General features: G+C 61.2%; 24 protein-coding genes and 1 tRNA gene. 9 read left to right on the forward strand and 16 right to left on the reverse strand.

Annotation, left to right across the window (positions count from 1 at the left end; all coding sequences use genetic code 11):
- Positions 1 to 80: 80 nt before the first annotated feature.
- Positions 81 to 1058, forward strand: coding sequence for a transposase (locus ACHZCU_RS07100; RefSeq protein ID WP_319518219.1), 978 nt, complete (start codon positions 81 to 83; stop codon positions 1056 to 1058).
- A gap of 181 nt (positions 1059 to 1239) precedes the next feature.
- On the opposite strand, the gene ACHZCU_RS07105 is transcribed toward ACHZCU_RS07100, so the two are convergent.
- Both ACHZCU_RS07105 and ACHZCU_RS07110 read right to left on the reverse strand, forming a co-directional pair.
- Positions 1240 to 1315, reverse strand: a tRNA-Phe gene (locus ACHZCU_RS07105).
- 170 nt (positions 1316 to 1485) lie between these two features.
- Positions 1486 to 1833, reverse strand: coding sequence for a hypothetical protein (locus ACHZCU_RS07110; RefSeq protein WP_319518220.1), 348 nt, complete (start codon positions 1831 to 1833; stop codon positions 1486 to 1488).
- A gap of 416 nt (positions 1834 to 2249) precedes the next feature.
- Here ACHZCU_RS07110 and ACHZCU_RS07115 point away from each other — a divergent pair, with 416 nt between their 5' ends.
- The 3 genes from ACHZCU_RS07115 (at position 2250) to ACHZCU_RS07125 (ending at position 5468) form a co-directional block, all read left to right on the forward strand.
- Positions 2250 to 4019: a sugar phosphorylase gene (locus ACHZCU_RS07115; protein WP_319518221.1), complete on the forward strand. Its 1770-nt coding sequence runs from the start codon at positions 2250 to 2252 to the stop codon at positions 4017 to 4019.
- A gap of 178 nt (positions 4020 to 4197) precedes the next feature.
- Complete coding sequence (locus ACHZCU_RS07120; protein WP_319518222.1) at positions 4198 to 5085, forward strand: MBL fold metallo-hydrolase; 888 nt, start codon at positions 4198 to 4200, stop codon at positions 5083 to 5085.
- 47 nt (positions 5086 to 5132) lie between these two features.
- Complete coding sequence (locus ACHZCU_RS07125; protein WP_106307139.1) at positions 5133 to 5468, forward strand: beta-lactamase hydrolase domain-containing protein; 336 nt, start codon at positions 5133 to 5135, stop codon at positions 5466 to 5468.
- Between the two features lie 17 nt (positions 5469 to 5485).
- On the opposite strand, the gene moeB is transcribed toward ACHZCU_RS07125, so the two are convergent.
- On the reverse strand, positions 5486 to 6247 hold the full coding sequence (moeB, locus tag ACHZCU_RS07130; protein ID WP_319518223.1) for a molybdopterin-synthase adenylyltransferase MoeB: 762 nt from the start codon (positions 6245 to 6247) through the stop codon (positions 5486 to 5488).
- A gap of 123 nt (positions 6248 to 6370) precedes the next feature.
- Between moeB and ACHZCU_RS07135 the strand changes: the two genes are divergently transcribed.
- Positions 6371 to 6574: a SlyX family protein gene (locus ACHZCU_RS07135; RefSeq protein WP_106307367.1), complete on the forward strand. Its 204-nt coding sequence runs from the start codon at positions 6371 to 6373 to the stop codon at positions 6572 to 6574.
- A gap of 8 nt (positions 6575 to 6582) precedes the next feature.
- Here the strand turns inward: ACHZCU_RS07135 and recF are convergent, their stop codons facing one another.
- The 8 genes from recF to ACHZCU_RS07175 all read right to left on the reverse strand — a co-directional run bounded on the left by recF (position 6583) and on the right by ACHZCU_RS07175 (position 15667).
- Complete coding sequence (gene recF / locus ACHZCU_RS07140; protein WP_319518224.1) at positions 6583 to 7707, reverse strand: DNA replication/repair protein RecF; 1125 nt, start codon at positions 7705 to 7707, stop codon at positions 6583 to 6585.
- 251 nt (positions 7708 to 7958) lie between these two features.
- Positions 7959 to 9104, reverse strand: a complete 1146-nt coding sequence (dnaJ, locus tag ACHZCU_RS07145) for a molecular chaperone DnaJ (RefSeq protein ID WP_106307130.1) — start codon at positions 9102 to 9104, stop codon at positions 7959 to 7961.
- A 91-nt stretch (positions 9105 to 9195) separates the two neighbouring features.
- Positions 9196 to 11121, reverse strand: coding sequence for a molecular chaperone DnaK (dnaK, locus tag ACHZCU_RS07150; protein ID WP_319518225.1), 1926 nt, complete (start codon positions 11119 to 11121; stop codon positions 9196 to 9198).
- A 354-nt stretch (positions 11122 to 11475) separates the two neighbouring features.
- Positions 11476 to 12678, reverse strand: a complete 1203-nt coding sequence (locus ACHZCU_RS07155) for a serine hydrolase domain-containing protein (protein ID WP_319518226.1) — start codon at positions 12676 to 12678, stop codon at positions 11476 to 11478.
- A gap of 211 nt (positions 12679 to 12889) precedes the next feature.
- Positions 12890 to 14002 carry an NAD(P)-dependent oxidoreductase gene (locus tag ACHZCU_RS07160; RefSeq protein WP_319518227.1) on the reverse strand — a complete coding sequence of 371 codons (1113 nt, stop codon included), beginning with the start codon at positions 14000 to 14002 and terminating at the stop codon, positions 12890 to 12892.
- 33 nt (positions 14003 to 14035) lie between these two features.
- Complete coding sequence (locus tag ACHZCU_RS07165; protein ID WP_106307121.1) at positions 14036 to 14251, reverse strand: hypothetical protein; 216 nt, start codon at positions 14249 to 14251, stop codon at positions 14036 to 14038.
- Positions 14248 to 14937 (reverse strand): GNAT family protein, encoded by a 690-nt coding sequence (locus ACHZCU_RS07170; RefSeq protein WP_319518228.1) that lies wholly within the window; start codon positions 14935 to 14937, stop codon positions 14248 to 14250. The genes ACHZCU_RS07165 and ACHZCU_RS07170 overlap by 4 nt, the downstream gene beginning before the upstream one ends.
- A gap of 85 nt (positions 14938 to 15022) precedes the next feature.
- Positions 15023 to 15667 carry a 2-dehydro-3-deoxy-phosphogluconate aldolase gene (locus tag ACHZCU_RS07175; RefSeq protein WP_106307115.1) on the reverse strand — a complete coding sequence of 215 codons (645 nt, stop codon included), beginning with the start codon at positions 15665 to 15667 and terminating at the stop codon, positions 15023 to 15025.
- A gap of 201 nt (positions 15668 to 15868) precedes the next feature.
- On the opposite strand from ACHZCU_RS07175, the gene ACHZCU_RS07180 reads away from it, so the two are divergent.
- The 3 genes from ACHZCU_RS07180 (at position 15869) to ACHZCU_RS07190 (ending at position 18261) form a co-directional block, all read left to right on the forward strand.
- On the forward strand, positions 15869 to 16345 hold the full coding sequence (locus tag ACHZCU_RS07180) for a CYTH domain-containing protein (protein ID WP_106307112.1): 477 nt from the start codon (positions 15869 to 15871) through the stop codon (positions 16343 to 16345).
- Between the two features lies 1 nt (position 16346).
- Positions 16347 to 17270 carry a CHAD domain-containing protein gene (locus ACHZCU_RS07185; RefSeq protein WP_319518229.1) on the forward strand — a complete coding sequence of 308 codons (924 nt, stop codon included), beginning with the start codon at positions 16347 to 16349 and terminating at the stop codon, positions 17268 to 17270.
- 79 nt (positions 17271 to 17349) lie between these two features.
- On the forward strand, positions 17350 to 18261 hold the full coding sequence (locus tag ACHZCU_RS07190; protein ID WP_319518230.1) for a rhodanese-related sulfurtransferase: 912 nt from the start codon (positions 17350 to 17352) through the stop codon (positions 18259 to 18261).
- A gap of 46 nt (positions 18262 to 18307) precedes the next feature.
- On the opposite strand, the gene ACHZCU_RS07195 is transcribed toward ACHZCU_RS07190, so the two are convergent.
- Both ACHZCU_RS07195 and ACHZCU_RS07200 read right to left on the reverse strand, forming a co-directional pair.
- Positions 18308 to 18754: a Crp/Fnr family transcriptional regulator gene (locus tag ACHZCU_RS07195; RefSeq protein WP_319518231.1), complete on the reverse strand. Its 447-nt coding sequence runs from the start codon at positions 18752 to 18754 to the stop codon at positions 18308 to 18310.
- 44 nt (positions 18755 to 18798) lie between these two features.
- Positions 18799 to 19482 carry a response regulator transcription factor gene (locus tag ACHZCU_RS07200; protein WP_106307100.1) on the reverse strand — a complete coding sequence of 228 codons (684 nt, stop codon included), beginning with the start codon at positions 19480 to 19482 and terminating at the stop codon, positions 18799 to 18801.
- Between the two features lie 139 nt (positions 19483 to 19621).
- Here ACHZCU_RS07200 and ACHZCU_RS07205 point away from each other — a divergent pair, with 139 nt between their 5' ends.
- Positions 19622 to 20176, forward strand: coding sequence for a L,D-transpeptidase (locus tag ACHZCU_RS07205; RefSeq protein ID WP_394706034.1), 555 nt, complete (start codon positions 19622 to 19624; stop codon positions 20174 to 20176).
- Positions 20177 to 20179: 3 nt separating this feature from the next.
- On the opposite strand, the gene ACHZCU_RS07210 is transcribed toward ACHZCU_RS07205, so the two are convergent.
- The 3 genes from ACHZCU_RS07210 to ACHZCU_RS07220 all read right to left on the reverse strand — a co-directional run bounded on the left by ACHZCU_RS07210 (position 20180) and on the right by ACHZCU_RS07220 (position 23896).
- Positions 20180 to 21439 (reverse strand): AI-2E family transporter, encoded by a 1260-nt coding sequence (locus ACHZCU_RS07210; protein WP_394706035.1) that lies wholly within the window; start codon positions 21437 to 21439, stop codon positions 20180 to 20182.
- 82 nt (positions 21440 to 21521) lie between these two features.
- The gene (locus ACHZCU_RS07215; RefSeq protein ID WP_319518234.1) at positions 21522 to 22070 is read right to left on the reverse strand and encodes a gamma-glutamylcyclotransferase family protein; all 549 of its coding nucleotides are present in this window, start codon (positions 22068 to 22070) and stop codon (positions 21522 to 21524) included.
- Positions 22070 to 23896, reverse strand: a complete 1827-nt coding sequence (locus tag ACHZCU_RS07220) for an ATP-binding cassette domain-containing protein (protein WP_319518235.1) — start codon at positions 23894 to 23896, stop codon at positions 22070 to 22072. Before ACHZCU_RS07220 ends, ACHZCU_RS07215 begins: the two co-directional genes overlap by 1 nt.
- Positions 23897 to 23898 lie beyond the last annotated feature (2 nt).

Genomic DNA, 23898 nt, shown 5'->3' on the forward strand with positions numbered 1-23898 from the left:
ACATAAAGCAGGATATTCTGGACGCTGCCATTGCCGACGGGGCTTTGATCGCTCGCCGGCTCGACGAGCTTTGGCGCACCGTGATCTCCGACAATGACGACCTGCAGGCCGAGAATCTGAGGCTGAAGGCGACAATACGTGTGCTCGAGAACGAGATCAAAGGGCTTGGCGGACAGATTGCCAAGCTCAACAAGATGAAATTCGGCCCGAGCGCCGATACCAATCCCCGGAAAGGCAAAGATAGAGACAAGTCCGGCACGGGTTCCTATGGTCAGCCAGAGACTGGAGAGGGCAAACCTGCCGAAGGCACCGATGGGTTCGCCGGGCAGACCGCGCAGGCCAAAGGCACAACAACCTCGGAGAAAAAGCCGCGAAACCAGTCCGGGCGCGGCACGCGCGACTGGCCGCCCAATCTCGAGCGGCGCGAATTCTACATGGGCACCAAAGATGGTCTCTGTCCCTGCGGTTGTGGCGGAACAATCCGCGACTACGATCTCAAAGAGACGCTGGGGGTTATCCCCGCGAAATATTATGTCGCTGTTCGCAAATACCCGAAATATCGTTGCCTTCAGGGCAAGATGGTCGGCACGCCCTTTGAACCCGCGCTGATCAGAGAAACCACCTTCAGCAATGGCCTCCTGGCGCATTCGATCGCCATGCGGTTTGACTGGTATCTCCCCTGGTACAGGCAGGAGCGGCTTTTCGAGGCTTGTGGCATAAATTATCCGCGTTCCACGCTGATGCGCTGGGCAACGGCGGTGGCACTCGGCGCTCTCCTTCCCATGTGGCAACGGATCGAGCGCGAAGCACGGTCCGAAAGCTTGCGGCTGTTCATGGACAAAAGCCCCATGAAGGAGCTCGATCCGGGTCGGGTCAGAACCCGCCAGGTTTATCTGTACGCCCTTCATCGTGACGACCGCTCATTCGGCGGTAACCGTCCGCCACTGGTTGTCTACTATGTCGGCCCGACGCGATCGATGAAACGCATCCATGAAATTCTTTCAGGCATGACCGCCATCGTGCAGACGGATGGCCGAATTCGGTTGCACGGAATTTGAAATCATTGCCATTACCGGTCATACGACCTCCAAAGAGGTTACGAGATACACCCGGATAGCGATTCATAAAACGCGGGCTGAGAGCGCCGTCAAGCGTATTTCAGGAGAACATAGCAAAGACAATCAGGGTGGGACAAAGCAAAGCTTACTCACCTGAAAAGCATACGTTTTTGTAGATAAGTGGTGCCCAGACGCGGATTCGAACCACGGACACGCGGATTTTCAATCCGCTGCTCTACCAACTGAGCTATCTGGGCAGGCGCCTTGAGACACAAGAGCACCTTCGCGGCTGCCGGGGCAGGCCCGCGAATGAGCGCGTTTATAGCATTTTGTTTTTTCAAGTCCAGCGCCAATTTTCCGTTTTTCAAGAAAATTTACAGGTCTTTGCCGACCGGACGGTCACAGCGGCGCGGCGCGGCGAACAGCCTTACGAAACCACCTGCAGTGACTGCGGGCCGGCAAGCTCTTCGGCAAGATGAATAACGTCGCCGAGGCGCGGGTGGACGAGCTCGTAGACGGTCTCGGCATCACGCCGCCAGGCGGAAACCAGTCCGTGGTTTACCAGAGACGCCGTTGCGGAAGCGACCTGGAATACCGAAAGTCCGGTAATGCGGCAAAGATCCAGACGCGTATGTCTTCCCGCCTGCAGGGCCTTGGCGACCTGCACCCCCTCCTGCCGGGCAAGCGAGGAGAGCGCGCCAGCCATGGCCACCAGCCGCGCGTCAGGTTCATCGCGCCGCACAAATGTCAGCACGCACTCATCAGAAGAATTCATTGGGAAGCCTTTACTATTTTATGTCTAAAATTAAGATAATTCTAAATTAGACTAAATAAATACTTACAATATCCCGTTCCGGATTTGCTAGCACACCACGGTTTTTCTGGAAAGAAGCTGAACATAAAAAAGCATTCATGAAGCAGCCGACATGCGGCTGCGGGCAGACGAGACAGCAAGGGGTTCAGGCATGCACAAACAAAGTGGCGCCATCGCCGTTGGTTGCCGCCGAAAACAGATGGATTTCAGGCGTGCGTCCCATCCCGCGGGCGGAGAACAACCGGGTACGACGTCAAGGGCCCCGCGATGCGGCGGTGCAGCAAAATCTCTCTGCAAAGCTGGCGATTGGCCCGGATAGGCAATTGCCAATCGAAACCGACATGCTAACCTTGGCGTGTGGGGAAAGAAGGACAAGAATGACGACAGTTTCTGAGACGCCGCAAAAAAGCATGGTGATTTCCAGGCGACTGCGGGAAAGCATCAGGCTCCATCTCGAGAGCATCTATCCGGACAAAGACTCGCGCGCGCTGACGCGCCAGGTCCTCGAAGCCTTCTGGGGCGACGGCGCGGTTCCGCGCAAGCGCGGGCGCGTCGCCGGCAACAACATGTGGAGCGCCGACAACACCTATGTGATCACCTACGGCAACTCGATCATCGATGGCGAGCACAAACCGCTGTCGCTGCTCCAGGATTTCGTCACCGAGAACCTGAAGGGCGTGATCAAGGGCGTGCACATCCTGCCTTATTTCCCCTATACCTCCGATGACGGCTTCGCGATCACCGATTATCGCGCCATCGACAGCGGCCTTGGCGGCTGGGAGGATATCGAACGCATCAGCCGCGAATTCCGGCTGATGTCGGATCTGGTGCTCAACCACTGTTCCAGCCAGAGCAGCTGGTTCAACGAGTTCCGCATGGGCCATGAGCCCTACAAGGATTTCTTCTTTACCGCATCGCCCGAGGATGATCTTTCCTCTGTGGTTCGCCCGCGCGCCCATCCGCTGCTGCGCAAGGTCGAAACCGCCGACGGCGAAAAATATGTCTGGTGCACCTTCAGCCACGACCAGGTGGATTTCGACTTCTCCAATCCGGACGTGCTGCTCGAATTCCTGCGGATCATGCGCTTTCATATCAATCGCGGCGTGCGCACCATCCGGCTGGATGCCTGTGCCTTCATCTGGAAGGAGATCAGCACCTCCTGCATCCACCTGCCTGAGACCCACGAGATTATCCGGCTGATGCGGCTTCTGGCCGATTTCAGCGAGGAAAGCATCGTTCTCATCACCGAGACGAATGTGCCGAATGTCGAAAACCTGAGCTATTTCGGCAATCGCAACGAAGCGCACATGATCTATAATTTCTCGCTACCGCCGCTGATCGTGCATGCGCTGCTGACGGGAACCTCGCAGTTCCTCAACGCCTGGCAGATGGCCATGCCGCCGGCACAGATGGGCTGCGCCTATTTCAACTTCACCGCCTCGCATGACGGCATCGGCCTCAGGCCTGCCGAAAGCCTGCTTTCCGAGGAGGCGATCAGCCAGATGGTCGAAACCGTCAAAGGGTTTGGCGGCCGGGTTTCCATGCGCCAGCTTTCCGATGGCTCGATGCGGCCTTACGAGATGAATGTGTCGCTGTTCGACGCCCTGAAAGGCACGGTCCGCGGCGAGGACGATCACAACATCGCCCGCTTCCTCTGCAGCCAGACGATTGCCATGGCGCTCGAGGGGATTCCGGCGTTTTACATCCACTCGCTGCTGGCCACCAGCAATGATTATGAGGGGGTCGAAAAGTCCGGGCACAATCGCGCCATCAACCGCCACCGCTGGAACTACGACGCGCTGCAGGAAGCGCTGGCCGACGAAACCACGCAGCATGCGCAGGTTTTCAATGCCATGCGCGCGCTGATCTCGGTGCGCACCCGGCAGCCTGCCTTCCACCCCAATGCCACGCAGTTTACCCTGCATCTCGGGGAAAAGCTGTTCGGTTTCTGGCGCCAGAGCGTTGATCGCACCCAGAGTATTTTCGCAATCAACAACGTTACCGACGAGACACTCGAAATTCCCGCCATGGCCCTGAACCTGATCGGCGGCGAAAACTGGGTCGACCTGATCTCCGGTGAGCCGGTCAGCGATGCCAAGATCACCTTCGCGCCGTATCAGTGCCGGTGGATCACCAACAAGACGTAAGAGACGACCTGCGGCGGCACGCCCTCGCCCTGCCGCCGCGCCCCCCGCGCGAAAAATCGAGCAAAGCAACAGCGGCCGGCTTGCCGACATATGGTTTTTGCCATATTTATTTCATGTTTTCGTATATACGTATTATAAAAATAAAATATTCGTATAACATGTCCGAGGGAGACCGCGCATGCCCCTGCCATTTTCGCCCGATCCCGCACTGAAACCGGAGGTCCACGGCTTTTTCGACCCCGCAACCAATACAATCTCCTATATTGTGCGCGATCCCGCTTCAAACGCCTGCGCGATCATCGACAGCGTGATGGATATCGATTACGCCGCCGGGCGCCTTTCGCATGAAAGCGCCGACCGGATGATCGCGATGGTCATGGACAATGGCTGGCAGCTTGAATGGCTGATCGAAACCCATGTTCATGCCGACCACCTTTCCGCAGCGCCCTATATCCAGGAAACGCTGGGCGGCCGGCTCGGCATCGGCGAAAATATCGTGATCGTGCAGGAAACCTTCGGCAAGGTGTTCAACGAAGGCACGGAATTCCAGCGCGACGGTTCGCAGTTCGACCGGCTGTTTACCGATGGCGACAGCTATCAGATCGGCGGCATGACAGCCCATGTGATGCATACCCCGGGCCATACGCCGGCCTGCATGACCCATGTGATCGGCGATGCCGCCTTCGTCGGCGACACGCTGTTCATGCCGGATGGCGGGTCTGCGCGGGCCGATTTTCCCGGCGGCGACGCCCGCACGCTCTACCGCTCGACCAAACGTGTGCTTTCGCTGCCGGAACAAACGCGCCTGTTCATGTGCCATGACTACGGCCCCAATGGCCGCGACATAAAATGGGAAACCAGCGTCGGCGAGGAACGCCGCTACAACATCCACCTCCATGACGGCATCAGTGAGGACGCGTTTGTCGCGATGCGCGAAAAGCGCGACGCCACGCTGTCCATGCCGCGCCTGATCCTGCCCTCCCTGCAGGTCAACATGCGCGCAGGCGACATACCGAAGGACAAGGATGGACGGCCGATGCTGAAAGTCCCGATCAACACGCTCTGACACCCAGAGACCATCCAGACATCAGGCCAGACATCAGGAAAGACAATATGCGAACGCGCGCCATCAACAGCCAGTATCACGTTACCGGCCAGCTCAAGGCCAAAGACATGACGGAGGTGGCAGAGGCCGGCTTTGCCGCCGTCATCTGCATGCGCCCGGACGGCGAGGGCTTTTTTCAGCCGAAATTCACCGAGATCGAAGCGGCGGCAAAAGCCGCCCGGCTTGCCTGTTACTATGTGCCGGTCGGCGGTGCGCACCAGCCGATCACGCAGGCGCCGAAGCTGAAAAAGATCCTGAACGAAACGGAAGGTCCGGTGCTCGCCTTCTGTGCATCCGGCGGGCGCTGTGTCGGCCTCTACAATCTTGCCCTGCAGGCAGGATAGACTATCTCGACCAAGGATCAGGCTTTGCGCACATAGGCGATGGTCTCGAAACGGGCGGAAAGCCCGTCATAAAGCAGCAACCGGCCCACCAGCGGCTCGCCCGCGCCGGTTATCAGCTTGATCACCTCCATCGCCATCAACGTGCCGATGACACCGGTAACCGGGCCGACAATACCGGCCTCGGCGCAGGAGGGCACCAGGCCGGGCGGCGGCGGCGCCGGGTAGAGATCGCGGTAGCGCGGGTTCTGCCGCCCGTCACCGTCAAACGCATAGGGCTTCAGCACCGTCACTGATCCGTCGAACCGGCCGACAGCGCCGGTCACCAACGGCACCTCGGCGCGCTCGGCGGCGTCAGCAGCCATATAGCGCGTATCGAAATTGTCGGAACCGTCGACGAGAAGATCGAAACCGCTCAGGATATCGCCGGTGGTGGCGGCGTCGAGGCGTTCCTGGTAGCGGCGGCAGATCACATGCGGGTTGATACGCGCAATCGCTCTGGCCGCACTTTCCGTCTTTTCCGCGCCGACCGTGCCGCTGTCGTGGATGACCTGGCGTTGCAGGTTGGAGAGGCTGACCCCGTCATCATCGGCGATGCCGAGCGTGCCGACACCGGCAGCCGCCAGATAGGCAAGAACCGGACTGCCGAGCCCGCCGGCGCCGATTACCAGCACCCGTGCCCGCTTCAAGGCCTGCTGCCCCGCGCCGCCGATTTCCGGCAACACGATGTGGCGGGCATAACGTTCGATTTCTTCGGCGGAAAAGGCTTCACTGTCAGTCATGGCGGCACTATAGCAGGAGACACGATCCGGGGCTCTTGAAATTGATGCGAGCCTACCGAAATTTTCTCATGTGCGCAGAGGCCAGCACGCGTCCCTCGACACCACAGATCCATGGAGGCTGATATGACTGAAGAGCGTATTGTCCGTCTTGAAGAAACTGTCGCCTACCAGAGCAAGACCATTGACGAGCTTTCCGAGCAGGTGGCCGAGCAATGGCGGGAGATCGACCGGCTCAAGAAGCAGATGGTTCTGCTCTCGGACCGTTTTCTGGAGCTTGAGGAACAAGCCGGCGAGCGCCCCGCCGTCACCAAGCCGCCGCATTACTGAAAGCACGCTCAGTCGGAGCGGATTTTTCCGTCCGACACGTTGAAGAACTGGCCGTCTTCGCCGAGCGCCGCAAACAGCGAACGGTCGGTTCCGGTCATGAACGACTGGCCACCGATTTCGCCAATGCGCGAAAACAGCGCCGCGCGCCGCCCTTCATCGAGATGGGCGGCGACCTCGTCGAACAGCATCACCGGCGGATGACCGCTGATCCGCCGTGTCAGGCCGGCATGGGCCAGCACGAGGCCGAGCAGCAACGCCTTCTGCTCCCCGGTGGAACACAATGCGGCGTCCATGTCCTTCTGCTGGTGCCGCACGGCCATCTCGCTGCGGTGCGGCCCGTCAAGCGTGCGCCCGGCGGCGGCATCGCGGTAGCGTTCTTCTTCCAGAAGCGCCCGGTAGCGGTCTTCAAGATCAATCGCCGGCGCTTCCGTCTCGTCGGCAAAAAAACCGGTCAGCGCGATATCCGGTGCGGGAAAGGGCGAACCCGCCGCGCTCTCGCCGATCAGTCCGGTCAGAAGCGACAGCAATTCGCGCCGCGCCAGCGCCATCGCAACACCCAGCCCCGCCATCTGCTCCTCAAGACCGGAAAGCCAGGCGGGTTCCATCCGCCGCTCGGACAGAAGCCGGTTGCGCGACCGCATGGCCCGTTCGAAATCGGCAACCCGGCGGCCATGGGCCGGGTCGATCGACAGCACCATCCGGTCGAGAAACCGCCGGCGGTCGCCGGCCGGCCCGGTAAAAAGCCCGTCCATGGATGGCGTCAGCCAGATCACCCGGACATGATCGAGAAGTTCATCGCCGGATGCCGCCTGCGTGCCGTTGATGCGCACCTTGCGGCCCACGCCGTCCACCCCATCCGTTCCCGTTCCGATACCGACACTGCCTTCCATGCCTTCAAGTTCGGCAAACACGGTAAAGCCGGCAGGCGCGCCCTTGCGCACCACCTGCCCGTAAGCCGCGCGGCGCATGCCACGGCCGGGCGAGAGAAAGGACACCGCTTCCAGAAGATTGGTCTTGCCGGAACCATTGTCGCCCGTCAGCACCACATGCCGCCCGTCAAGCGCGAGCCCCGCCTGAGGATAATTGCGGAAATCGGTAAGCTTCAGCGCGGTGAGGAAAATCGAAGGCAACATAGAGCGGGTTTCTGTTCAAATCGGTCCGCCCCTTATGGGCCAAAAGCGCTGCCGGCGAAAGGCCGTTGCGTCTTCATGCCGCCAACCGGTCAGCGGAAGACATGCGCCGGGCGCGGAGGCGCATACGGCCATGCAGCGCGACACGTCCTTCACTACCACCGGCGTGACGGAGAAAAGGGAAGGACGGTAAAACAAAAAAGGCGCCGGCAAAAAAGCCGACGCCTCGATATCTCAAAAACAGTACGGAACATTCACTCGGTCCCGAAAAATTCCTTCATCCGGGCGAAGAAGCCGTTGGATTCGGGGTTGTTTTCGTTGGAGGACAATTCATCGAATTCCTGCAACAGTTCGCGCTGGCGCTTGGTCAGCTTCTGCGGGGTTTCGATGCGGACCTGAATGTAGAGATCGCCCTTGTGGGAGGAGCGGAGCACCGGCATGCCCTTGCCCTTCAGGCGGAACTGCTTGCCGGTTTGGGTGCCCTCGGGCACGGCAACCCGCGATTTGGTGCCATCCAGCGTGGTGACCTCGAACTTGCCACCAAGGGCCGCCTGGGTCATCGAGATCGGCACGGTGCAGTGCAGATCCGCGCCGTCGCGCTGGAAGAACGGATGCGGCTTGACCGAAAGGAAGATGTAAAGATCGCCCGACGGTCCGCCGCGAAGCCCGGCTTCCCCCTCGCCCTGAAGGCGGATGCGGGTACCATCCTCGATACCGGCGGGAATATTGACCGAGAGCGAACGCTCCTCGACCGTGCGGCCTTCGCCACGGCATTTCGGACAGGGATCGGAAATCGTCTCGCCGCGACCGTGACAGGTCGGGCAGGTGCGTTCCACGGAGAAGAACCCCTGGGCCGCGCGCACACGACCGGACCCATGACAGGTGGCGCAGGTGTTGGGCGTCGAGCCCGGCTTTGCGCCCGAGCCCGTGCATTCGTCGCACACGACCGAGGTCGGAACCCGGATCTGGGCCGTCTTGCCCTCGAAGCTTTCCTCGAGCGTGATTTCCATATTGTAGCGCAGGTCCGCGCCACGTTCGCGTCCGCCGGAGGAACGGCGTCCACGGGCGCCGCCCATCATTTCGCCAAAAATGTCCTCGAAAATATCGGAGAAGCCGCCGGCGCCGCCGAAGCCTGCGGCCCCGAAGCCGCCGGCACCTGGCCCGCCGCCGCCGTTTTCAAACGCGGCATGGCCGAAACGGTCATAGGCTGCCCGCTTCTGCGGGTCCTTGAGCGTCTCATAGGCTTCGTTGATTTCCTTGAATTTCTTTTCGGCGTCGGCGTTATCCGGATTCTTGTCCGGATGGTACTTCATCGCAAGCTTGCGGAAGGCGCTTTTCAGCTCCTTTTCGTCAGCCGAACGGCCAACGCCGAGTGTCTCGTAATAGTCCGCTTTTGCCATGGAGTCTGCCAACCTCTTGAACAGGTTTTTCCGGCCGCCTTGGCGACGGCCGGATGTTTGATGTCAGGATTGAGTAAGAGCGACGCTCAAATCAAGCCGATTTCTTGTTGTCGTCGTCATCGCTGACGTCTTCGAAGTCAGCATCGACAACATCGGATTCGGCATCCTTGGCGGCATCCGCGGAGGCGGCTTCACTCTCTTCGGCCTGCTGGGCCTCGTAGACGGCCTGACCAAGCTTCATGGAGACTTCCATCAGCGTCTGCGTCTTGGCCTGGATGTCATCGCCATCCGGCTCTTCGGCAGCAACGGCCGTCTTCAGCTCTTCGATCGCGGTCTTGATGGCGGTGCGGTCTTCTTCGGAAACCTTGTCGCCATGCTCTTCAAGCGAGCTTTCGGTCGAGTGGATCAGGCTTTCAGCCTGGTTCTTCGCTTCAACCCCGGCACGACGCTTCTTGTCTTCCTCGGCGTGGCTTTCGGCATCCTTGACCATCTGTTCGATGTCGCTGTCGGAGAGACCACCGGAAGCCTGAATGCGGATCTGGTGTTCCTTGCCGGTGCCCTTGTCCTTGGCCGAGACGTTGACAATGCCGTTGGCGTCGATGTCGAAGGTGACTTCGATCTGCGGCACGCCGCGCGGCGCCGGCGGAATGCCGACGAGGTCGAACTGGCCGAGCATCTTGTTGTCGGCCGCCATTTCGCGCTCGCCCTGGGCAACGCGGATGGTCACGGCGGACTGGTTGTCTTCAGCCGTAGAGAAGGTCTGGCTCTTCTTCGTCGGGATCGTGGTGTTGCGATCGATCAGACGGGTGAACACACCGCCGAGCGTTTCGATACCGAGCGAAAGGGGCGTCACGTCGAGCAGCAGAACGTCCTTGACGTCGCCCTGCAGAACACCGCCCTGAATGGCGGCACCGAGAGCAACAACCTCATCCGGGTTAACGCCCTTGTGCGGGTCCTTGCCGAACAGCTGCTTGACGGTTTCCTGAACCTTGGGCATGCGGCTCATGCCGCCGACGAGAACGACTTCGTCAATCTCGCTGGCCGAAACGCCGGCATCCTTGAGCGCGGCCTGGCAGGGACCGACCGTGCGCTTGACGAGATCGGCAACCAGGGTTTCGAACTTGGCGCGGGTCAGCTTCAGCGTCAGGTGCTTCGGACCGGTCGCATCGGCCGTGATGAACGGCAGGTTGACTTCGGTCTGCTGCGCGGACGACAGCTCGATCTTGGCCTTTTCGGCGGCTTCCTTCAGACGCTGCAGGGCCAGTTTGTCGGCCTTCAGGTCAATGCCGTTTTCCTTCTTGAACTCGTCGGCGAGATATTCGACCAGACGCATGTCGAAGTCTTCACCACCGAGGAAGGTGTCGCCATTGGTCGACTTCACTTCGAAGACGCCGTCGCCGATTTCGAGGATCGAAACGTCGAAGGTACCGCCGCCAAGGTCGTAAACGGCAATGGTCTTGCCTTCATTCTTGTCGAGGCCGTAGGCAAGGGCTGCCGCCGTCGGCTCGTTGATGATGCGCAGCACTTCCAGACCGGCGATCTTGCCGGCGTCCTTGGTGGCCTGGCGCTGGGCGTCGTTGAAGTAGGCCGGAACCGTGATGACGGCCTGCTCGACCTTTTCACCGAGGTAACCTTCGGCGGTTTCCTTCATCTTCTGGAGAACCATCGCGGAGATCTGCGAAGGCGAATAGGAATTGCCGGCGGCCTCTACCCATGCATCACCATTGTCACCCTTGACGATGCCGTAGGGAACCAGGCCCTTGTCCTTGGTCACGGTCGGGTCTTCGAAGCGGCGGCCGATCAGGCGCTTCACCGCGAAGAGGGTGTTGGTGGGGTTGGTCACGGCCTGGCGCTTGGCCGGCTGGCCGACGAGGCGCTCGCCGTCATCTGTAAACGCAACCATCGACGGCGTCGTGCGCGCGCCTTCGGCGTTTTCGATCACCTTGGCATCCTTACCATCCATGATGGCGATGCAGGAGTTCGTCGTACCGAGGTCAATACCGATTACTTTAGCCATTTTCGCTTGTCTCCTTTTAAGCAGGCCATCAGAACCCTTCAGGCATTCCGTGACGGCCCCTTGAGCTATGGTCTTGATTTGATTTTCGCGGCGATAACGCCGTTGTGAGCGCTATATAATGAGCACCAAATGCCTCTGCAAGGCGCTCAACCATGCTTATGGTAGCAATTGCACGCCAATTTGGCTGTCCTGAGCTTCATTTGAGGCTTACAAGGTACCTTATTTACGCTGGCGGCATTACGCGCCTCCCGGACGATCCTCAAGGGAATGACGCCCGACCGCACGGATTTGCGGTCGGACGGAGCGAAAATCAACCCCCGGCTGATTAACCATGGTTCAAATTCGGGCGACGGATCACTCGTCTGTCGAGAATTCCGCATAAAGCCCGGCAAGCACCGCACCGGCCGCCTGATCGGCCGTCCGGCCCGGGAAATTCGTCAGCACGACGATGCCGAGGTCTTCTTCCGGGTCGAGAACGATGCGGGCAAGGTTCATGCCGTTGGAGCCGTTATGGGTCAGAAGCGGCCGGTCGGACCAGTCGAACTGCACCAGACCCCAGCCCAGCGCATATTCACCCGTTGTCGGCGTGCCGGGCGGCGGGTTTTCACGCACAGGGGTCTGAACCTTTGCGGTATGGAGATATCTGAGCGTTTCGGGCTGAACCAGCGCCGGGCCGTGCTTGCCCTCGCCGGCATTCCACGCCGCCCACCTGGCGTAGTCACCGACAGACATGTGGGCATTTCCGGCCGGCCCCATGACCGGCGGAACGTCGGAAGCCGGCCCCCAGTACATCGGCGTCACATTGCCGTCTTCATCGATCCGGTGGCTGACCGGCGCATCAACGAGGCCGAATGTGGTCTGCGGTCCAAGCCCCGCCGTCTGCAGGTCAAGCGGCGCAAAGATCCGCTCGTTCATCAGCGTTTCCCAGTGCTCGCCGGCAACGGTCTCGATCATCATACCGGCAATCACGTAGCCCAGATTGGAATACTGGAAGGGCGAACCTTCCGGGATCGTGATCTCGTTGGCCTTCCAGGCATCGAGCAGACGATGGCGACGGTCCCAGGGATTGTAGTCGAAGGCATCGACGCTGAAATAAAGGTCGATGAGTTCTTCCGTATCGGCCGGAACGCCGCTGGAATGGGAGAGAAGCTGCTCAAGCGTTGCTGCCGAAAGAGTGTCGCTCATGCCCGGAAAATCCGCGCCCAGCACATCGCCGACGGTCGTTTCCCATGTGAGCTTGCCCTCATCGACCATCATGCCGGCAAGCGTTGCCGTCATTGCCTTGGTATTGGAGCCCAGGTGAAACCGGTCTTCGACGGTGACCGGGATATCTTCGCCCATGACCCTGGTCCCGACAGCGGCAGCGGCAATCGTTTCGCCGTCCCTGACCACCGCGGCCGCGAGAGCGGGAAGGCCGTATTCCGTGCGCACGTCTTCCAGATAGGCCGGAAGATCAAAGGCGCCGGCAGGCGCAGCCAGAGCCAGAACCGGCAGAAAAAGAGCAGATGCCCCAAAACGAACGAGGCGGCTTCGCACCCCCGCAAAAGCACACATCATCAACATGACCCCCTGTTTTACTTCTGTTTTGCCGGGATGACGCACGCATCACCGATACCCGACACATATTTGCCCGGCCTGCGCTTCACCCTTTCGACGCAGGGGCCGCACACCATTGCCAATTCGCCGGCAAAAGGCAACGTGGTTTGTCGGAACCGTCAATATCGGGGCAGATGAAGAAACAGGAAGACCGCAAGCGCCTGGCTGCGCTCTACATCGGGTCCGGGCAGGCCCGTTCCCAGACAGCGCGCGGCAGCAGATGAACACCCGAGGCGGCCTTCTCTCCCTCACCGACGATATGGCCGATCCCCTCGGCCATCACCGCCAGCGTCATGTCGAAGGCATTGAGGCTGTCCCCCTCGCCGCCGGTCAGATTGGCCATGGCGCCACCGACGAAGAGATGCACCCGGTTGCCGGATGGCAGGCTGTGCGTCGTGACCGCGGGAAGCGCCTGTTCCGCCGGCAGCGCCAGAAGCGGCTCAAGCTCGATCTCGTCAATGCGGTGGCCGGAATTGAGAAGGAAGCACCCGTCCTTCAGTCCCTCGATGACCGAAAACGGCACGACATGATGGCCGCCAGTGCCCGTGACGATGACATCGGCTTCCGGCGCAAGTTCGGCGACACTGCCGGTGCGCCAGCCGTCATAACGCGCCTGCAGGCGGCGGGCGGGATCGATTTCCGCCACCATCACCGTGCCGCCGAAGGCCCGGGCGCTGGCTGCAAGCCCCTGCCCGACCGAGCCATAACCGACCACCAGCACGGTCTTTTCATGCAGGCTCAAAAGCGTGCGGGTGAAGAAGGCGTTCCAGGTGGTCAGCCCCACCATATGGCGATTGTGCAGACCTTCCTTGACCGGCAGATCGTCCCAGTTGAAGATCGGCCAGGGCGGCAGCGTGCCCTGCAGCCGGTTGATGCCGGACCCCGTCGCCTCCAGCCCGGCCTTCACATCGGGCAATTCCAGACCGCGCGAGAGCAGAAAATGGGTATAGTCCGATCCCATTTCGCAAAGATGGGTCGGGGCCCAGTCAATCCCGTTTTCAATCGCCCTTTGCCAGTCATCCTCCGGCATGTCCTTGAACGCATCGACCCGCGCTCCGACAGCCCGCATGGCATCGACCACCTCATTGCGCACGGTCGCCGGATTGCAGGTGGTGATGAAAAGGGCGGCACCACGCCCGGTAAGCCCTTCCACCAGCGGCAGCATCTTCATGTCGAGATGCATGCTCATGGCAAGCCGTATGCCGGTCATATCCGGCAGGTTTTCTACGGCGCGGGCCACACGCGGCATATGCGCTTTTGCCCATGCGGGCGTGATCTCGGTCATTTCCGTATCTCCCTGCGGGCAGGCCCTGCGGCGCTATCGCCCGTGGCGGCGCTGATAGCGTCCCCTCAGCCAGAAAACCAGAAACACGGCGAGCACGAACAAAACGCCGACTCCGATCGCAAGCCATGGTGAAAACAGCGCCACATAATTGATCACGTCGGGCAGGAAGTAACCGCCGATCAGCAGGCCGGCAAAGATGATCGCCGCTGCGATGAGGGTCGAACGATTGCCCGGACTTTCCTCGCTCATTTTGCGCTCCCGGACCTGATTTCGCCCAGTCCCCTGACCTGCCGGCCATCGGCGTCGAAATTCTCCGGCGCAAGCCAGGCTTCGAACGCGGACCGGATCGACGGCCATTCGCTGTCGATCATCGAGAACCACGCGGTATCGCGGTTCTTGCCCTTGGCCACCATGTGATTGCGGAAAACGCCTTCAAAGGTGAAGCCCAGCCGCGCGGCCGCCGCCCGGCTGACCACATGCTCGCTGTTGCATTTCCATTCGTAGCGCCGGTAGCCGAGGTCGTCGAACACATGGCGCGCCATCAGATACTGCACCTCGGTCGCCATCGGCGAGCGCTGCATCGCCGGGCCGTGGGCAACAGAACCGATCTCGATGGAACCATTGTTTTCGTCGATGCGCATATAGCTCGCCATGCCGACAACCGTGCCGGTTCCGGCCTGCTGAAAGACACGCGTCACCCAGTTTCCCGAAGCATTCTGCGCCTCGAGCCAGGCATAAAAGTCGTTAGGACCGGAAAAATCGGGCTGGGGGAAGAAGCGCAGCAGCGTGTTGACCGCCTCGGCCGTGCCGCCAAGCGCATCCCAGAGCGCTGCGCCATGTTCACCCTGGTCATAGGGCTCGACCGTGACATGCACGCCGCGCTGATGCACGGGCTGCGGCCGGAGCCGTGGCGAAAAACCGGAAAGATCGGACAAGACGGCCTCCCAGAAAAACCGGCAAAATGCCGGGTTATCAAACGGTGACACCCGTCATTGCCGACGGGTGTCACTGTCGCAGGGTTTAGTATTTGCCGAGCGTTGCGCAGGCATCCTCGGCCAGCTTCTTGATGCCGTCCCAGTCGCCCTTGGCAACCAGATCCTTCGGCGCAACCCAGGAACCGCCGACGCAGACAACGTTCGGCAGCTTCAGGTAATCGGGTGCATTGGCGAGCGAAACACCGCCGGTCGGGCAGAACTTGATGTCGGAAAGCGGGGAGGACAGCGCCTTCAGATAGGGCGCGCCGCCGGCCTGTTCCGCAGGGAAGAACTTCATCACGCGATAGCCTTCCTCGCGCAGCGACAGCACTTCGCTGGCCGTTGCCGTGCCCGGCAGAAGCGGCACTTCACTGTCATCGGCGGCGTCGAGAATATCGCCGTTAATGCCGGGTGAAACGATGAACTTGGCACCGGCCTTTTCAGCCGCGGCATAATCGCGGGCAGACAGGATGGTGCCGGCGCCGATGACCGCGCCCTCGATTTCCTCGGACATGGCCTTGATCACATCGAGCGCGGCGTCGGTGCGCAGCGTGATTTCCAGCGCTTTCAATCCGCCCTCGACAAGCGCCCGCGCCAGCGGTACGGCATGTTCTACGGACTCAACAATCAGCACCGGAACGACGGGCTGGGCGGTGAGGGCATCTAGAAGATTTTGGGTTTTTGCATCCATGGTCGCACTGGCCTTTTGAATTTTTGCTCAAGCTGAGTTTGAAATACCCCGGCACAGGCATCAAGTCGAGACCGTCAGGGATTATATTCGATCTTGAGTCATTGCCTGCGACAGTGGCCGTCTTATGAACGTATTTCGGTCGTTCGGGTTTGATCTCGATTAACAGTTTCCGTTCCGGCGAAGAACGGAGAGAGGGCTGACATGGCCAGAGAAATCGAACGGAAATTCCTTGTTGACGGCGATGACTGGAAAGACGGCGCGGAAAAGGGCGTGCGGCTGAAGCAGGCCTATCTTCTGGGCGCAGCGGATCGCTCCGCCCGTGTCCGCGTATTTGACGACAGCCGCGCCCGCATCACGCTGAAATTCGGCGGCAGCGCGATGAGCCGCGACGAATTCGAATACGACATCCCGCTGGAGGACGCGCTGGAAATGATGACCCACGCGCTCGGCTCGGTGATCGACAAGACGCGTTACCGGGTTCCCGACGGGAATTTCGTCTGGGAAGTGGATGTCTACCATGGCGATCACGCGGGGCTTGTGGTAGCCGAAGTGGAACTGCCGGACGAGACGGCAACCCCGCGGCTTCCCGACTGGCTCGGACGCGAGGTGACCGGCGACCGGCGCTACATCAACCAGGCACTCGCCGAAACCGGCGCCATCCCCGAGGAGAACGGCTGACATGGCTTTCGCGCTCGACCCCGACAGACCGTTCGACGCGGCCGCCAAAAAGGCAGCGACTTCCCAGCTTGAGGATGCGATCAAGGCGCTGAAGAAACAGCCGCGCGGCCTGCACGAGGCCGTTCACGACGCCCGCAAGAAATTCAAGCGCGTGCGCGGTCTTTTAAAGCTGATCCGCCCTGCCGCACCGGATTTCGCAAGACAGGAGAATGAGCGCATCCGCGCGATCGCCGCCGGGCTTTCCGGCGAACGCGATGCGACCGCGCTGATCGAATGCGCGACCTATCTGCGCGGCCTTGCCGGAGACGGCGCGCGCGACATGGCGCTGGCACGGCTGGAAACCGCGCTTCGCGAGCGCCGCGAGACCATTGCCGCCACCGAGGCGGATTTGAAGAAAAAGGCGAAGGCCGCAATCCACGACTGCCACGACGCCATTGCCGCAATTGAAAAGATCGACCTCCACGCAGACCGCAAGACGGCAGCCAAATACCTTGCCAAAGGCTGGAAAAAACAGCTCGCCAACGCCCAGGTCGCGCTGATGACCGCCCAGGCCGAGGGCGACGACAACGATTTTCACGAGCTACGCAAGAAAAGCCAGACCTACTGGATGTTCTGCGCGCTGCTGTCGCCGGTCTGGCCATCGGCGCTGAAGGGCAAGCGCAGCGATGCCAAGGCGCTGGCCGATGCGCTCGGCCACGAACATGATCTCAGCATGCTGCTTGCCCTTCTGGACGGGCCGGAGGCGCTGCCACTCGACCCGGTGACGCTTGCCGCCTGCCGCTCCGCCGCGCTTAAGGCCCGCACGCAATTGCGCCGGCGCGTGATCAAGATGGCGCGCAAGGCCTTTGGCGATGAGGCCGATGTGGAAGCGAAAATCATCAGGACATTGTGGCGCAAACGGGTGCGGGCCGAAGATGGCCGGTAATTGCCAAAATCGGCCGATCCGTGTATTGCCCAGCGCAACAACTGCAAAAGCTCAAGTTTGAAGAAAGCGGAGAGAGACCATGGAACGGTCCTATCTGGTCGCAGCCCTGTACCACTTCACGCGGTTTGCCGATTTTCAGGCGTTTCGCGCGCCGCTTTTCGCCTGCTGTGAGGAAAACGGCGTGCGCGGCACGCTGCTGCTGGCCCATGAAGGCATTAACGGCACCATTGCCGGCAGTCACGAGGGCATTGCCAACGTGCTGGCCTTCATTCGCGCGCGGCCGGAATTTTCCGCTCTCGAGCACAAGGAAAGCCACGCCTCGAAAATGCCCTTCAACCGTCTCAAGGTGCGGTTGAAGAAGGAAATCGTGACCATGGGCATCGAGGATATCGATCCGTTGAAGACGGTCGGCACCTATGTCGAGCCGAAGGACTGGAACGATCTGATTTCAGACCCCGAAACGATCGTGATCGACACCCGCAATGATTACGAGACGGCCATCGGCCTGTTCCGCGGGGCGGTCGACCCGCACACCAGGACCTTCCGCGAATTTCCGCGCTGGGTGGAGGAAAACAGGGGCCTGCACAACAAGCCGAAGATCGCGATGTACTGCACCGGCGGCATCCGCTGCGAAAAGGCAACCGCCTATATGAAGGCGCAGGGCTTCGACGAGGTCTATCACCTGAAAGGCGGCATCCTGAAATATCTCGAGGAAGTGCCCGAGAACGAAAGCCTCTGGGACGGTGCCTGCTTCGTCTTCGACGAGCGTGTTTCCGTCACCCACGGCCTGAAGGAAGGCGAGCACGAACTCTGCCACGCCTGCCGCCATCCGGTAACGCCGGAAGACAAGCTTTCCGCCGATTATGAGGAAGGCGTTTCCTGCCCACATTGCGCCGACAGCTATTCCGACGCCGACCGCGCCCGCTTCCGCGAACGCCAGCACCAGATCGCACTGGCCAGGAAACGCGGCGAGCGGCATCTGGGTGCGTGAAAGCGATCGCCCGCACGCTGGCTTTCAGACAGATGAACGCGTCCGCCTAAAAATCCGATAGCCGGGTTTTCACGGCGGAAAGCGCGCTGACCATTTCGGAAAAATTGCGGCGCAGGCGCCGGTCCATTTCCTGTGCGATATCGGGATACTCCTCGATCAGGCGCAAGAACTGGTCGCGGCGGATCAGGAGAAGGACGGCGGGTTCTGAAGCAACCGCCGAGACACGGTGCGGCACAGGGCTGATCAGGGCCGCTTCGGCCAGCAGGCTTCCCGCACCGGCAATCCCGGCGGAACGACCGGCCGCCTCAAGCGTCAGCGTTCCGCTTTCAACGAGATAGGCGCCGAGGCTGTCCGTGTCCTCGCCAAAGAGCATTTCGCCCTCCTGCAGCGACAGCCGCGTGACGGTGAAGGCGATCAGGCGCAGCTGTTCGTCGGAAAAGCCGGAAAAAAGATCGGTCCGGCGAAGTGTCACGATGTCACCCGACAATGCCATGTTTCTGCCCCCTGCCGTGCCTTGCCCCAAGGCCTTGCCGCCGGTTACGGCACCAGCTTGTAACCGCCGTTTTCGGTCACGAGAATGCGCGCATTCGACGGGTCTTCCTCGATCTTCTGGCGCAGCCTGTAGACATGGGTTTCCAGCGTATGGGTGGTGACGCCGGAATTATAACCCCAGACTTCTTCCAGAAGCATGTCGCGGGTTACCACTTTCTGGCCCGCCCGGTAAAGATAGCGGATGATCGCCGCTTCCTTTTCGGTCAGCCGGATCTTCTTGTTGCCCTCTCCGGTAAACAGTTTCTGTCCCGGCTTGAACACGTAAGGCCCGACATTGAAGGTGGCGTCCTCGCTCTGTTCGTGCTGGCGCAGCTGCGCGCGGATGCGGGCAAGCAGCACGGCGAAGCGGAAAGGCTTGGTGACATAATCATTGGCGCCCGCCTCAAGCCCGAGGATCGTATCGCTGTCGGTATCATGGCCGGTCAGCATGATGATCGGCGCCTTGTAGCCGTTCTTGCGGGCCATCTTCACGGCCTCGCGCCCGTCCATGTCGGGAAGTCCGACATCCATGATCAGGAGGTCGACCTGCTCTTCCTTGAGCATTTTCAGCGAACTTGCGGCACTGTCGGCCGGAAGGATGACAAATTCGTCGTAAAGCTCAAGCTGCTCGACAAGCGTCTCGCGCAGATCCTGATCGTCATCGACCAGAAGTATCGTCCTCTCCGTCATACACTCGGCCCTCTTGCGTTATTATCGTTCGCCATAAAGTCTCCCGCTTGGTGCTTGGCGCGCATATCGCCATTGCGACAGGCTATCTCCGGGCGTAATGCTATGAAACTATATGATTTCACGCACAAAGCAAAAAAATGTGAAGAAAACGCGCAAGACCATTCGAACAAGAAAGCCGGCGACCATTACCGTGCATCGCGCACCGGGCGCACGGCACCGCGCCATTCTCGGTTTCGGGCCGTTGCGCTTTCAGGCTGCAATCGGCCGCAGCGGCATCTCGGCGCGAAAGCGGGAAGGCGATGGCGCCACGCCGCCGGGCGTCATGACGCTGACCGGCGGGTTTGTGCCGCGCCGCCTGCCGATCCTGCCGGCAAGCCCGCTTCGTCTTCGCCGGATCACAGCGGCAGACGGCTGGTGCGACGCGCCTTCGGACCCGAACTACAACCGGCCGGTCCGCCTGCCGTTTAGCGCCAGCCACGAAAAGCTGCTGCGCGATGACGGGATCTACGACATCGTCATCGTTCTGGACTGGAACCTCAGTTCGCGGGTCCGTGGCCGGGGCTCGGCGGTATTCTTCCACCTTGCCCGGCCGGACTTTGCGCCGACAGCGGGCTGTGTCGCCATAGCGCCATCGGCCATGCGGGTCTTGCTGCCGCATCTCAGGCGCGGCACACGGCTTGTGGTTCTTGCCTGAGCCTCAGCTATGCGGCGCGCTTTCCGGCAGGTTGGCCGCCTCCGCCGCGCCGGCATAGGCGCCCGACTTCGGCACGTGTTCGGCCTCCTTCAGCGGCGGTCCACCGGCAGGCGGGGCGACATTGGCATTCGGATTGGCCGCTTCCGCGGTTCCGGCGGCTTCCAGCACCCATTCGCGCCAGATCGCCACGATCAGCGCCATCAGCACCGGGCCGACGAACAGGCCGATCAGCCCCATCGTCTTCACACCGCCGACAAGGCCGAAAAAGGTCGGCAGGAAGGGCAGCTTGATCGGGCCGCCGACAAGGCGTGGGCGCAACGTCTTGTCGACGATGAACAGTTCGATCGTGCCCCATATCAGCAGTCCGATCCCGTGGACGGGCGTGCCGCGGGCAATCAGATAGCCGGAAATCAGGGTGAAGGTCAGCGGTGCGCCGCCCGGCACCATGGCCATGACCGCGGTGACCAGACCGAAGGACACGAAATTCGGAACACCGGCAAAATAATAGGCGGTCCCCAGCACGATGCCCTCGCCCATGGCGATCAGCGTCATGCCGGTGACGGTGGACGAGATCGTGGCCGGAACGACGCGCGAAATCCGATACCAGCGATCGGGAAACAGCCGCTCGCCGAGGATATCGAGCTGCGCGGCGAACTTGTCACCGTCCTTGTAGAGAAAGAACAGCGCGATCAGCATGAACAGTGCCGACAGGACCAGGCCGAACACCCGCCCGCCGACAAACAGCGCGGTGCGGTAGATGCTGCCGATATTCTCGCCGCTGACGGCCTGAATAAGCTGGCCGATATCGCCGGGCTGGCCAAGATAATCCCGCCATTTTTCGGCAATCCATGCGCCGATCACCGGCAGGTTGAAAATCCAGTCCGGAACCGGCGCGCCGACCCGGTTGGCCTCCGCCGCCCAGGAAATCCAGGCTTCCAGTTCGCGCGACATGTAGATCACTGCGAACACGATCGGCAGGATCAGAAACAGCAGGATCAGGAAGATGGCGATGGTGGCGGCCAGCGTGCGCCGGTTGCCGAGTCTGCGGTTTAGATCCCGAAACACCGGCTGCGAGGCAAAGGCGATGATGAGGGCCGCCAGCACCGGCACCAGAAAGCCGTGAAAGAAATAAACGGCGGCCAGCGCCACGCCCAGAAGCAGCCAGCGCGCGGCGGTGACTGACGGGATCAGCGGCGCGCGCCCTGCGGCGGCCTGGCCGATCCAGCGTTGCATTTTGTGGTCCTTGTGCGGTGCTTCCGGCATTAATGCTTTCGCTTTCACGATGGATGACGGCCGGCTGTCAAATGACGCGGCGTCTTAAACTATGGTACTCCCGGTCCCGCATTCAAGTGCTCACAGACCGGCTGGTCAAAGTGTGACCGGCAAGGATATCGAGCGCTTCCCTGCGGGTGGCGCGGTCGGCCTCGGGGTCTTCAACAACGGGGGTCTCCAGAAGCCCGGCGATATAGTCTTCCGGCAGTCCGTGCTCATGCGCACCGGCAATGACAAGGCCATGATACCAGTCGTAGGGCGGAAACGCCGGATCACGGAAGGCCGGCGGCGCCATATAGGTGAATGCGGACACGGCGCGGTCGTCGGGCATCCGGCACACGGTGACATCGTCCAGCCTGTCATAGCCCCTGCCGCGCCCCTCGAAACCGTCGAGCAGGCCGCAATCGCCAGGTTCGAGCGTGAACAGGACACCGAAAACCCGTGCATCGGCCGCCGGCACGATCGTCGCCTTGCCGGAACCGTCATGGCCTGGCTTGGCGAAATCGAGCGTGTGGTGTTCAAGAAAAGCGCCACCGAGCGCGCGCGCGGAAGGGCAGCGGCGGAAAAGCCGCTCCGTCAGCATGTTGGAGCCATAGGCGAAATAATTCAGCCTTTGCGGCATCAGCCTTCCAGTTCCTCCCTGAGCACTTCCAGCTCCAGCCATTCCTCTTCCTTGTCGGCAAGGCTTACCCGCAGGCTTTCCAGTTTGCCGGCCAGCGTATTGAACCCTTCCGGGTCGCGCTGAAAGAAGGAGGGATCGGCCATTTTCTGTTCCAGCGCGGCGACTTCGGCTTCGATCTTTTCCATTTCCTTCGGCAGGTTTTCGAGCGCGAATTTCTGCTTGTAGGAAAGCTTGCCCTTGTTCCTTGCCGGCCGGTCGCCCGATGGCTTGTCCTCCTGCGCGGCCTGTTTCTCCCGCTTTTCCGCCGCTTTGGCCGCAGCCGCCGTTTCCTTGCGCTGGGCCAGCATGTCGGAATAGCCGCCGGCATATTCAAGCCAGGCGCCGTCGGGTGCCAGCGGATTGGCCGGCGCAATCGTCGACGTCACGGTCCGGTCGAGAAAATCACGGTCATGCGAAACCAGAATGACACTGCCCTTGAAACCGGCCACGATCTCCTGCAGCAGATCGAGCGTCTCGATATCGAGGTCGTTGGTCGGCTCGTCGAGGATCAGCAGGTTCGACGGCCTTGCCAGAATGCGCGCCAGCATCAGCCGCGCGCGTTCGCCGCCGGACAGATTGCGGATCGGCGTGCGCGCCTGTTCGGGCTGGAACAGGAAATCCTTCATATAGCCGGTGACATGGCGCTGTTCGCCGTTGACCAGCAGCGTATCGCCGCGTCCATCGGTGAGGTAATGCGCCAGCGTATCGTCGGGGTCGAGATCCTCGCGTTTCTGGTCGATAACGGCGATTTCGAGGTTGACGCCAAGCCGGACGAAGCCGCTGTCGGGTTCAAGCTGGCCGGTCAGAAGCTTCAAAAGCGTGGTCTTGCCCGCTCCGTTCGGGCCGACAAGGCCGATCCTGTCGCCACGCGCCACCCGCAGTGAAAACGGCTTGACGATCTCGCGTTCGCCAAAGGATTTGGTGATGTCTTCCGCCTCGATGACGAGCTTGCCGCTGTCCTTCGCCTCCGTGACCGTGGCATTGACCGTGCCCTGCGGCCCGCGATGATCGCGATGGCGGGCGCGCATGTCGTGAAGTTCGCCAAGCCGGCGCATGTTGCGCTTGCGCCGTGCGGTCACACCGTAGCGCAGCCAGTGCTCCTCGCGCACAATGGCGCGCGCCAGCTTGTGCTGCTCGACTTCCTCTTCTTCCAGCACCTTGTCGCGCCACGCCTCGAAGCCGGCAAAGCCTGCATCCATGCGCCGTGCCGTGCCGCGGTCGAGCCACACGGTCGCCGTCGAGATATTTTCCAGAAACCGGCGGTCATGCGAGATCAGCACCAGCGCCGAACGGGTGCCGGCAAGCTCGCCTTCCAGCCATTCGATGGTGTTGAGATCGAGATGGTTGGTCGGCTCGTCCAGAAGCAGGATATCGGGCTCGGGTGCCAGAACCCGTGCAAGGGCCGCACGCCGCGCCTCGCCACCGGACAGGGTGTGAGGATCGGCTTTCGGATCGACGCCCAGATGCTCCATCATGTAATCGGCGCGGTAATGTTCATCGCCGGGCGCCAGACCGTCGGCCACATAGGCTTCCACCGTCGCATAGCCCTTGAAATCCGGGGCCTGTTCGAGATAGCGCACCGTGACGGAAGGGTGGCGGAAGATTTCGCCGGACTGCGGTTCCACAAGCCCCGCGGCGATCTTCAGCAATGTCGATTTGCCCGACCCGTTGCGGCCGACAAGGCAGATGCGATCGCCCGGTTCGACCTGCAGGCCGGCGCCGGCGAGCAGCGGCGTGCCGCCAAAACTCAAATGAATGTCGTCAAGCTTCAATATCGGAGGCGCCATGC

Source organism: uncultured Martelella sp. (genome assembly GCF_963677965.2).
Lineage (GTDB): Bacteria > Pseudomonadota > Alphaproteobacteria > Rhizobiales > Rhizobiaceae > Martelella > Martelella mangrovi.

Excerpts from the sequence above, each read along its gene's own strand:
- ACHZCU_RS07110 (WP_319518220.1), bottom strand. The coding sequence starts at position 1,833 with ATGAATTCTTCTGATGAGTGCGTGCTGACATTTGTGCGGCGCGATGAA.
- ACHZCU_RS07115 (WP_319518221.1), top strand. The coding sequence starts at position 2,250 with ATGACGACAGTTTCTGAGACGCCGCAAAAAAGCATGGTGATTTCCAGG.
- ACHZCU_RS07120 (WP_319518222.1), top strand. The coding sequence starts at position 4,198 with ATGCCCCTGCCATTTTCGCCCGATCCCGCACTGAAACCGGAGGTCCAC.
- ACHZCU_RS07125 (WP_106307139.1), top strand. The coding sequence starts at position 5,133 with ATGCGAACGCGCGCCATCAACAGCCAGTATCACGTTACCGGCCAGCTC.
- moeB (WP_319518223.1), bottom strand. The coding sequence starts at position 6,247 with ATGACTGACAGTGAAGCCTTTTCCGCCGAAGAAATCGAACGTTATGCC.
- ACHZCU_RS07135 (WP_106307367.1), top strand. The coding sequence starts at position 6,371 with ATGACTGAAGAGCGTATTGTCCGTCTTGAAGAAACTGTCGCCTACCAG.
- recF (WP_319518224.1), bottom strand. The coding sequence starts at position 7,707 with ATGTTGCCTTCGATTTTCCTCACCGCGCTGAAGCTTACCGATTTCCGC.
- dnaJ (WP_106307130.1), bottom strand. The coding sequence starts at position 9,104 with ATGGCAAAAGCGGACTATTACGAGACACTCGGCGTTGGCCGTTCGGCT.
- dnaK (WP_319518225.1), bottom strand. The coding sequence starts at position 11,121 with ATGGCTAAAGTAATCGGTATTGACCTCGGTACGACGAACTCCTGCATC.
- ACHZCU_RS07155 (WP_319518226.1), bottom strand. The coding sequence starts at position 12,678 with ATGATGTGTGCTTTTGCGGGGGTGCGAAGCCGCCTCGTTCGTTTTGGG.
- ACHZCU_RS07160 (WP_319518227.1), bottom strand. The coding sequence starts at position 14,002 with ATGACCGAGATCACGCCCGCATGGGCAAAAGCGCATATGCCGCGTGTG.
- ACHZCU_RS07165 (WP_106307121.1), bottom strand. The coding sequence starts at position 14,251 with ATGAGCGAGGAAAGTCCGGGCAATCGTTCGACCCTCATCGCAGCGGCG.
- ACHZCU_RS07175 (WP_106307115.1), bottom strand. The coding sequence starts at position 15,667 with ATGGATGCAAAAACCCAAAATCTTCTAGATGCCCTCACCGCCCAGCCC.
- ACHZCU_RS07180 (WP_106307112.1), top strand. The coding sequence starts at position 15,869 with ATGGCCAGAGAAATCGAACGGAAATTCCTTGTTGACGGCGATGACTGG.
- ACHZCU_RS07185 (WP_319518229.1), top strand. The coding sequence starts at position 16,347 with ATGGCTTTCGCGCTCGACCCCGACAGACCGTTCGACGCGGCCGCCAAA.
- ACHZCU_RS07190 (WP_319518230.1), top strand. The coding sequence starts at position 17,350 with ATGGAACGGTCCTATCTGGTCGCAGCCCTGTACCACTTCACGCGGTTT.
- ACHZCU_RS07195 (WP_319518231.1), bottom strand. The coding sequence starts at position 18,754 with ATGGCATTGTCGGGTGACATCGTGACACTTCGCCGGACCGATCTTTTT.
- ACHZCU_RS07200 (WP_106307100.1), bottom strand. The coding sequence starts at position 19,482 with ATGACGGAGAGGACGATACTTCTGGTCGATGACGATCAGGATCTGCGC.
- ACHZCU_RS07210 (WP_394706035.1), bottom strand. The coding sequence starts at position 21,439 with ATGCCGGAAGCACCGCACAAGGACCACAAAATGCAACGCTGGATCGGC.
- ACHZCU_RS07215 (WP_319518234.1), bottom strand. The coding sequence starts at position 22,070 with ATGCCGCAAAGGCTGAATTATTTCGCCTATGGCTCCAACATGCTGACG.
- ACHZCU_RS07220 (WP_319518235.1), bottom strand. The coding sequence starts at position 23,896 with ATGGCGCCTCCGATATTGAAGCTTGACGACATTCATTTGAGTTTTGGC.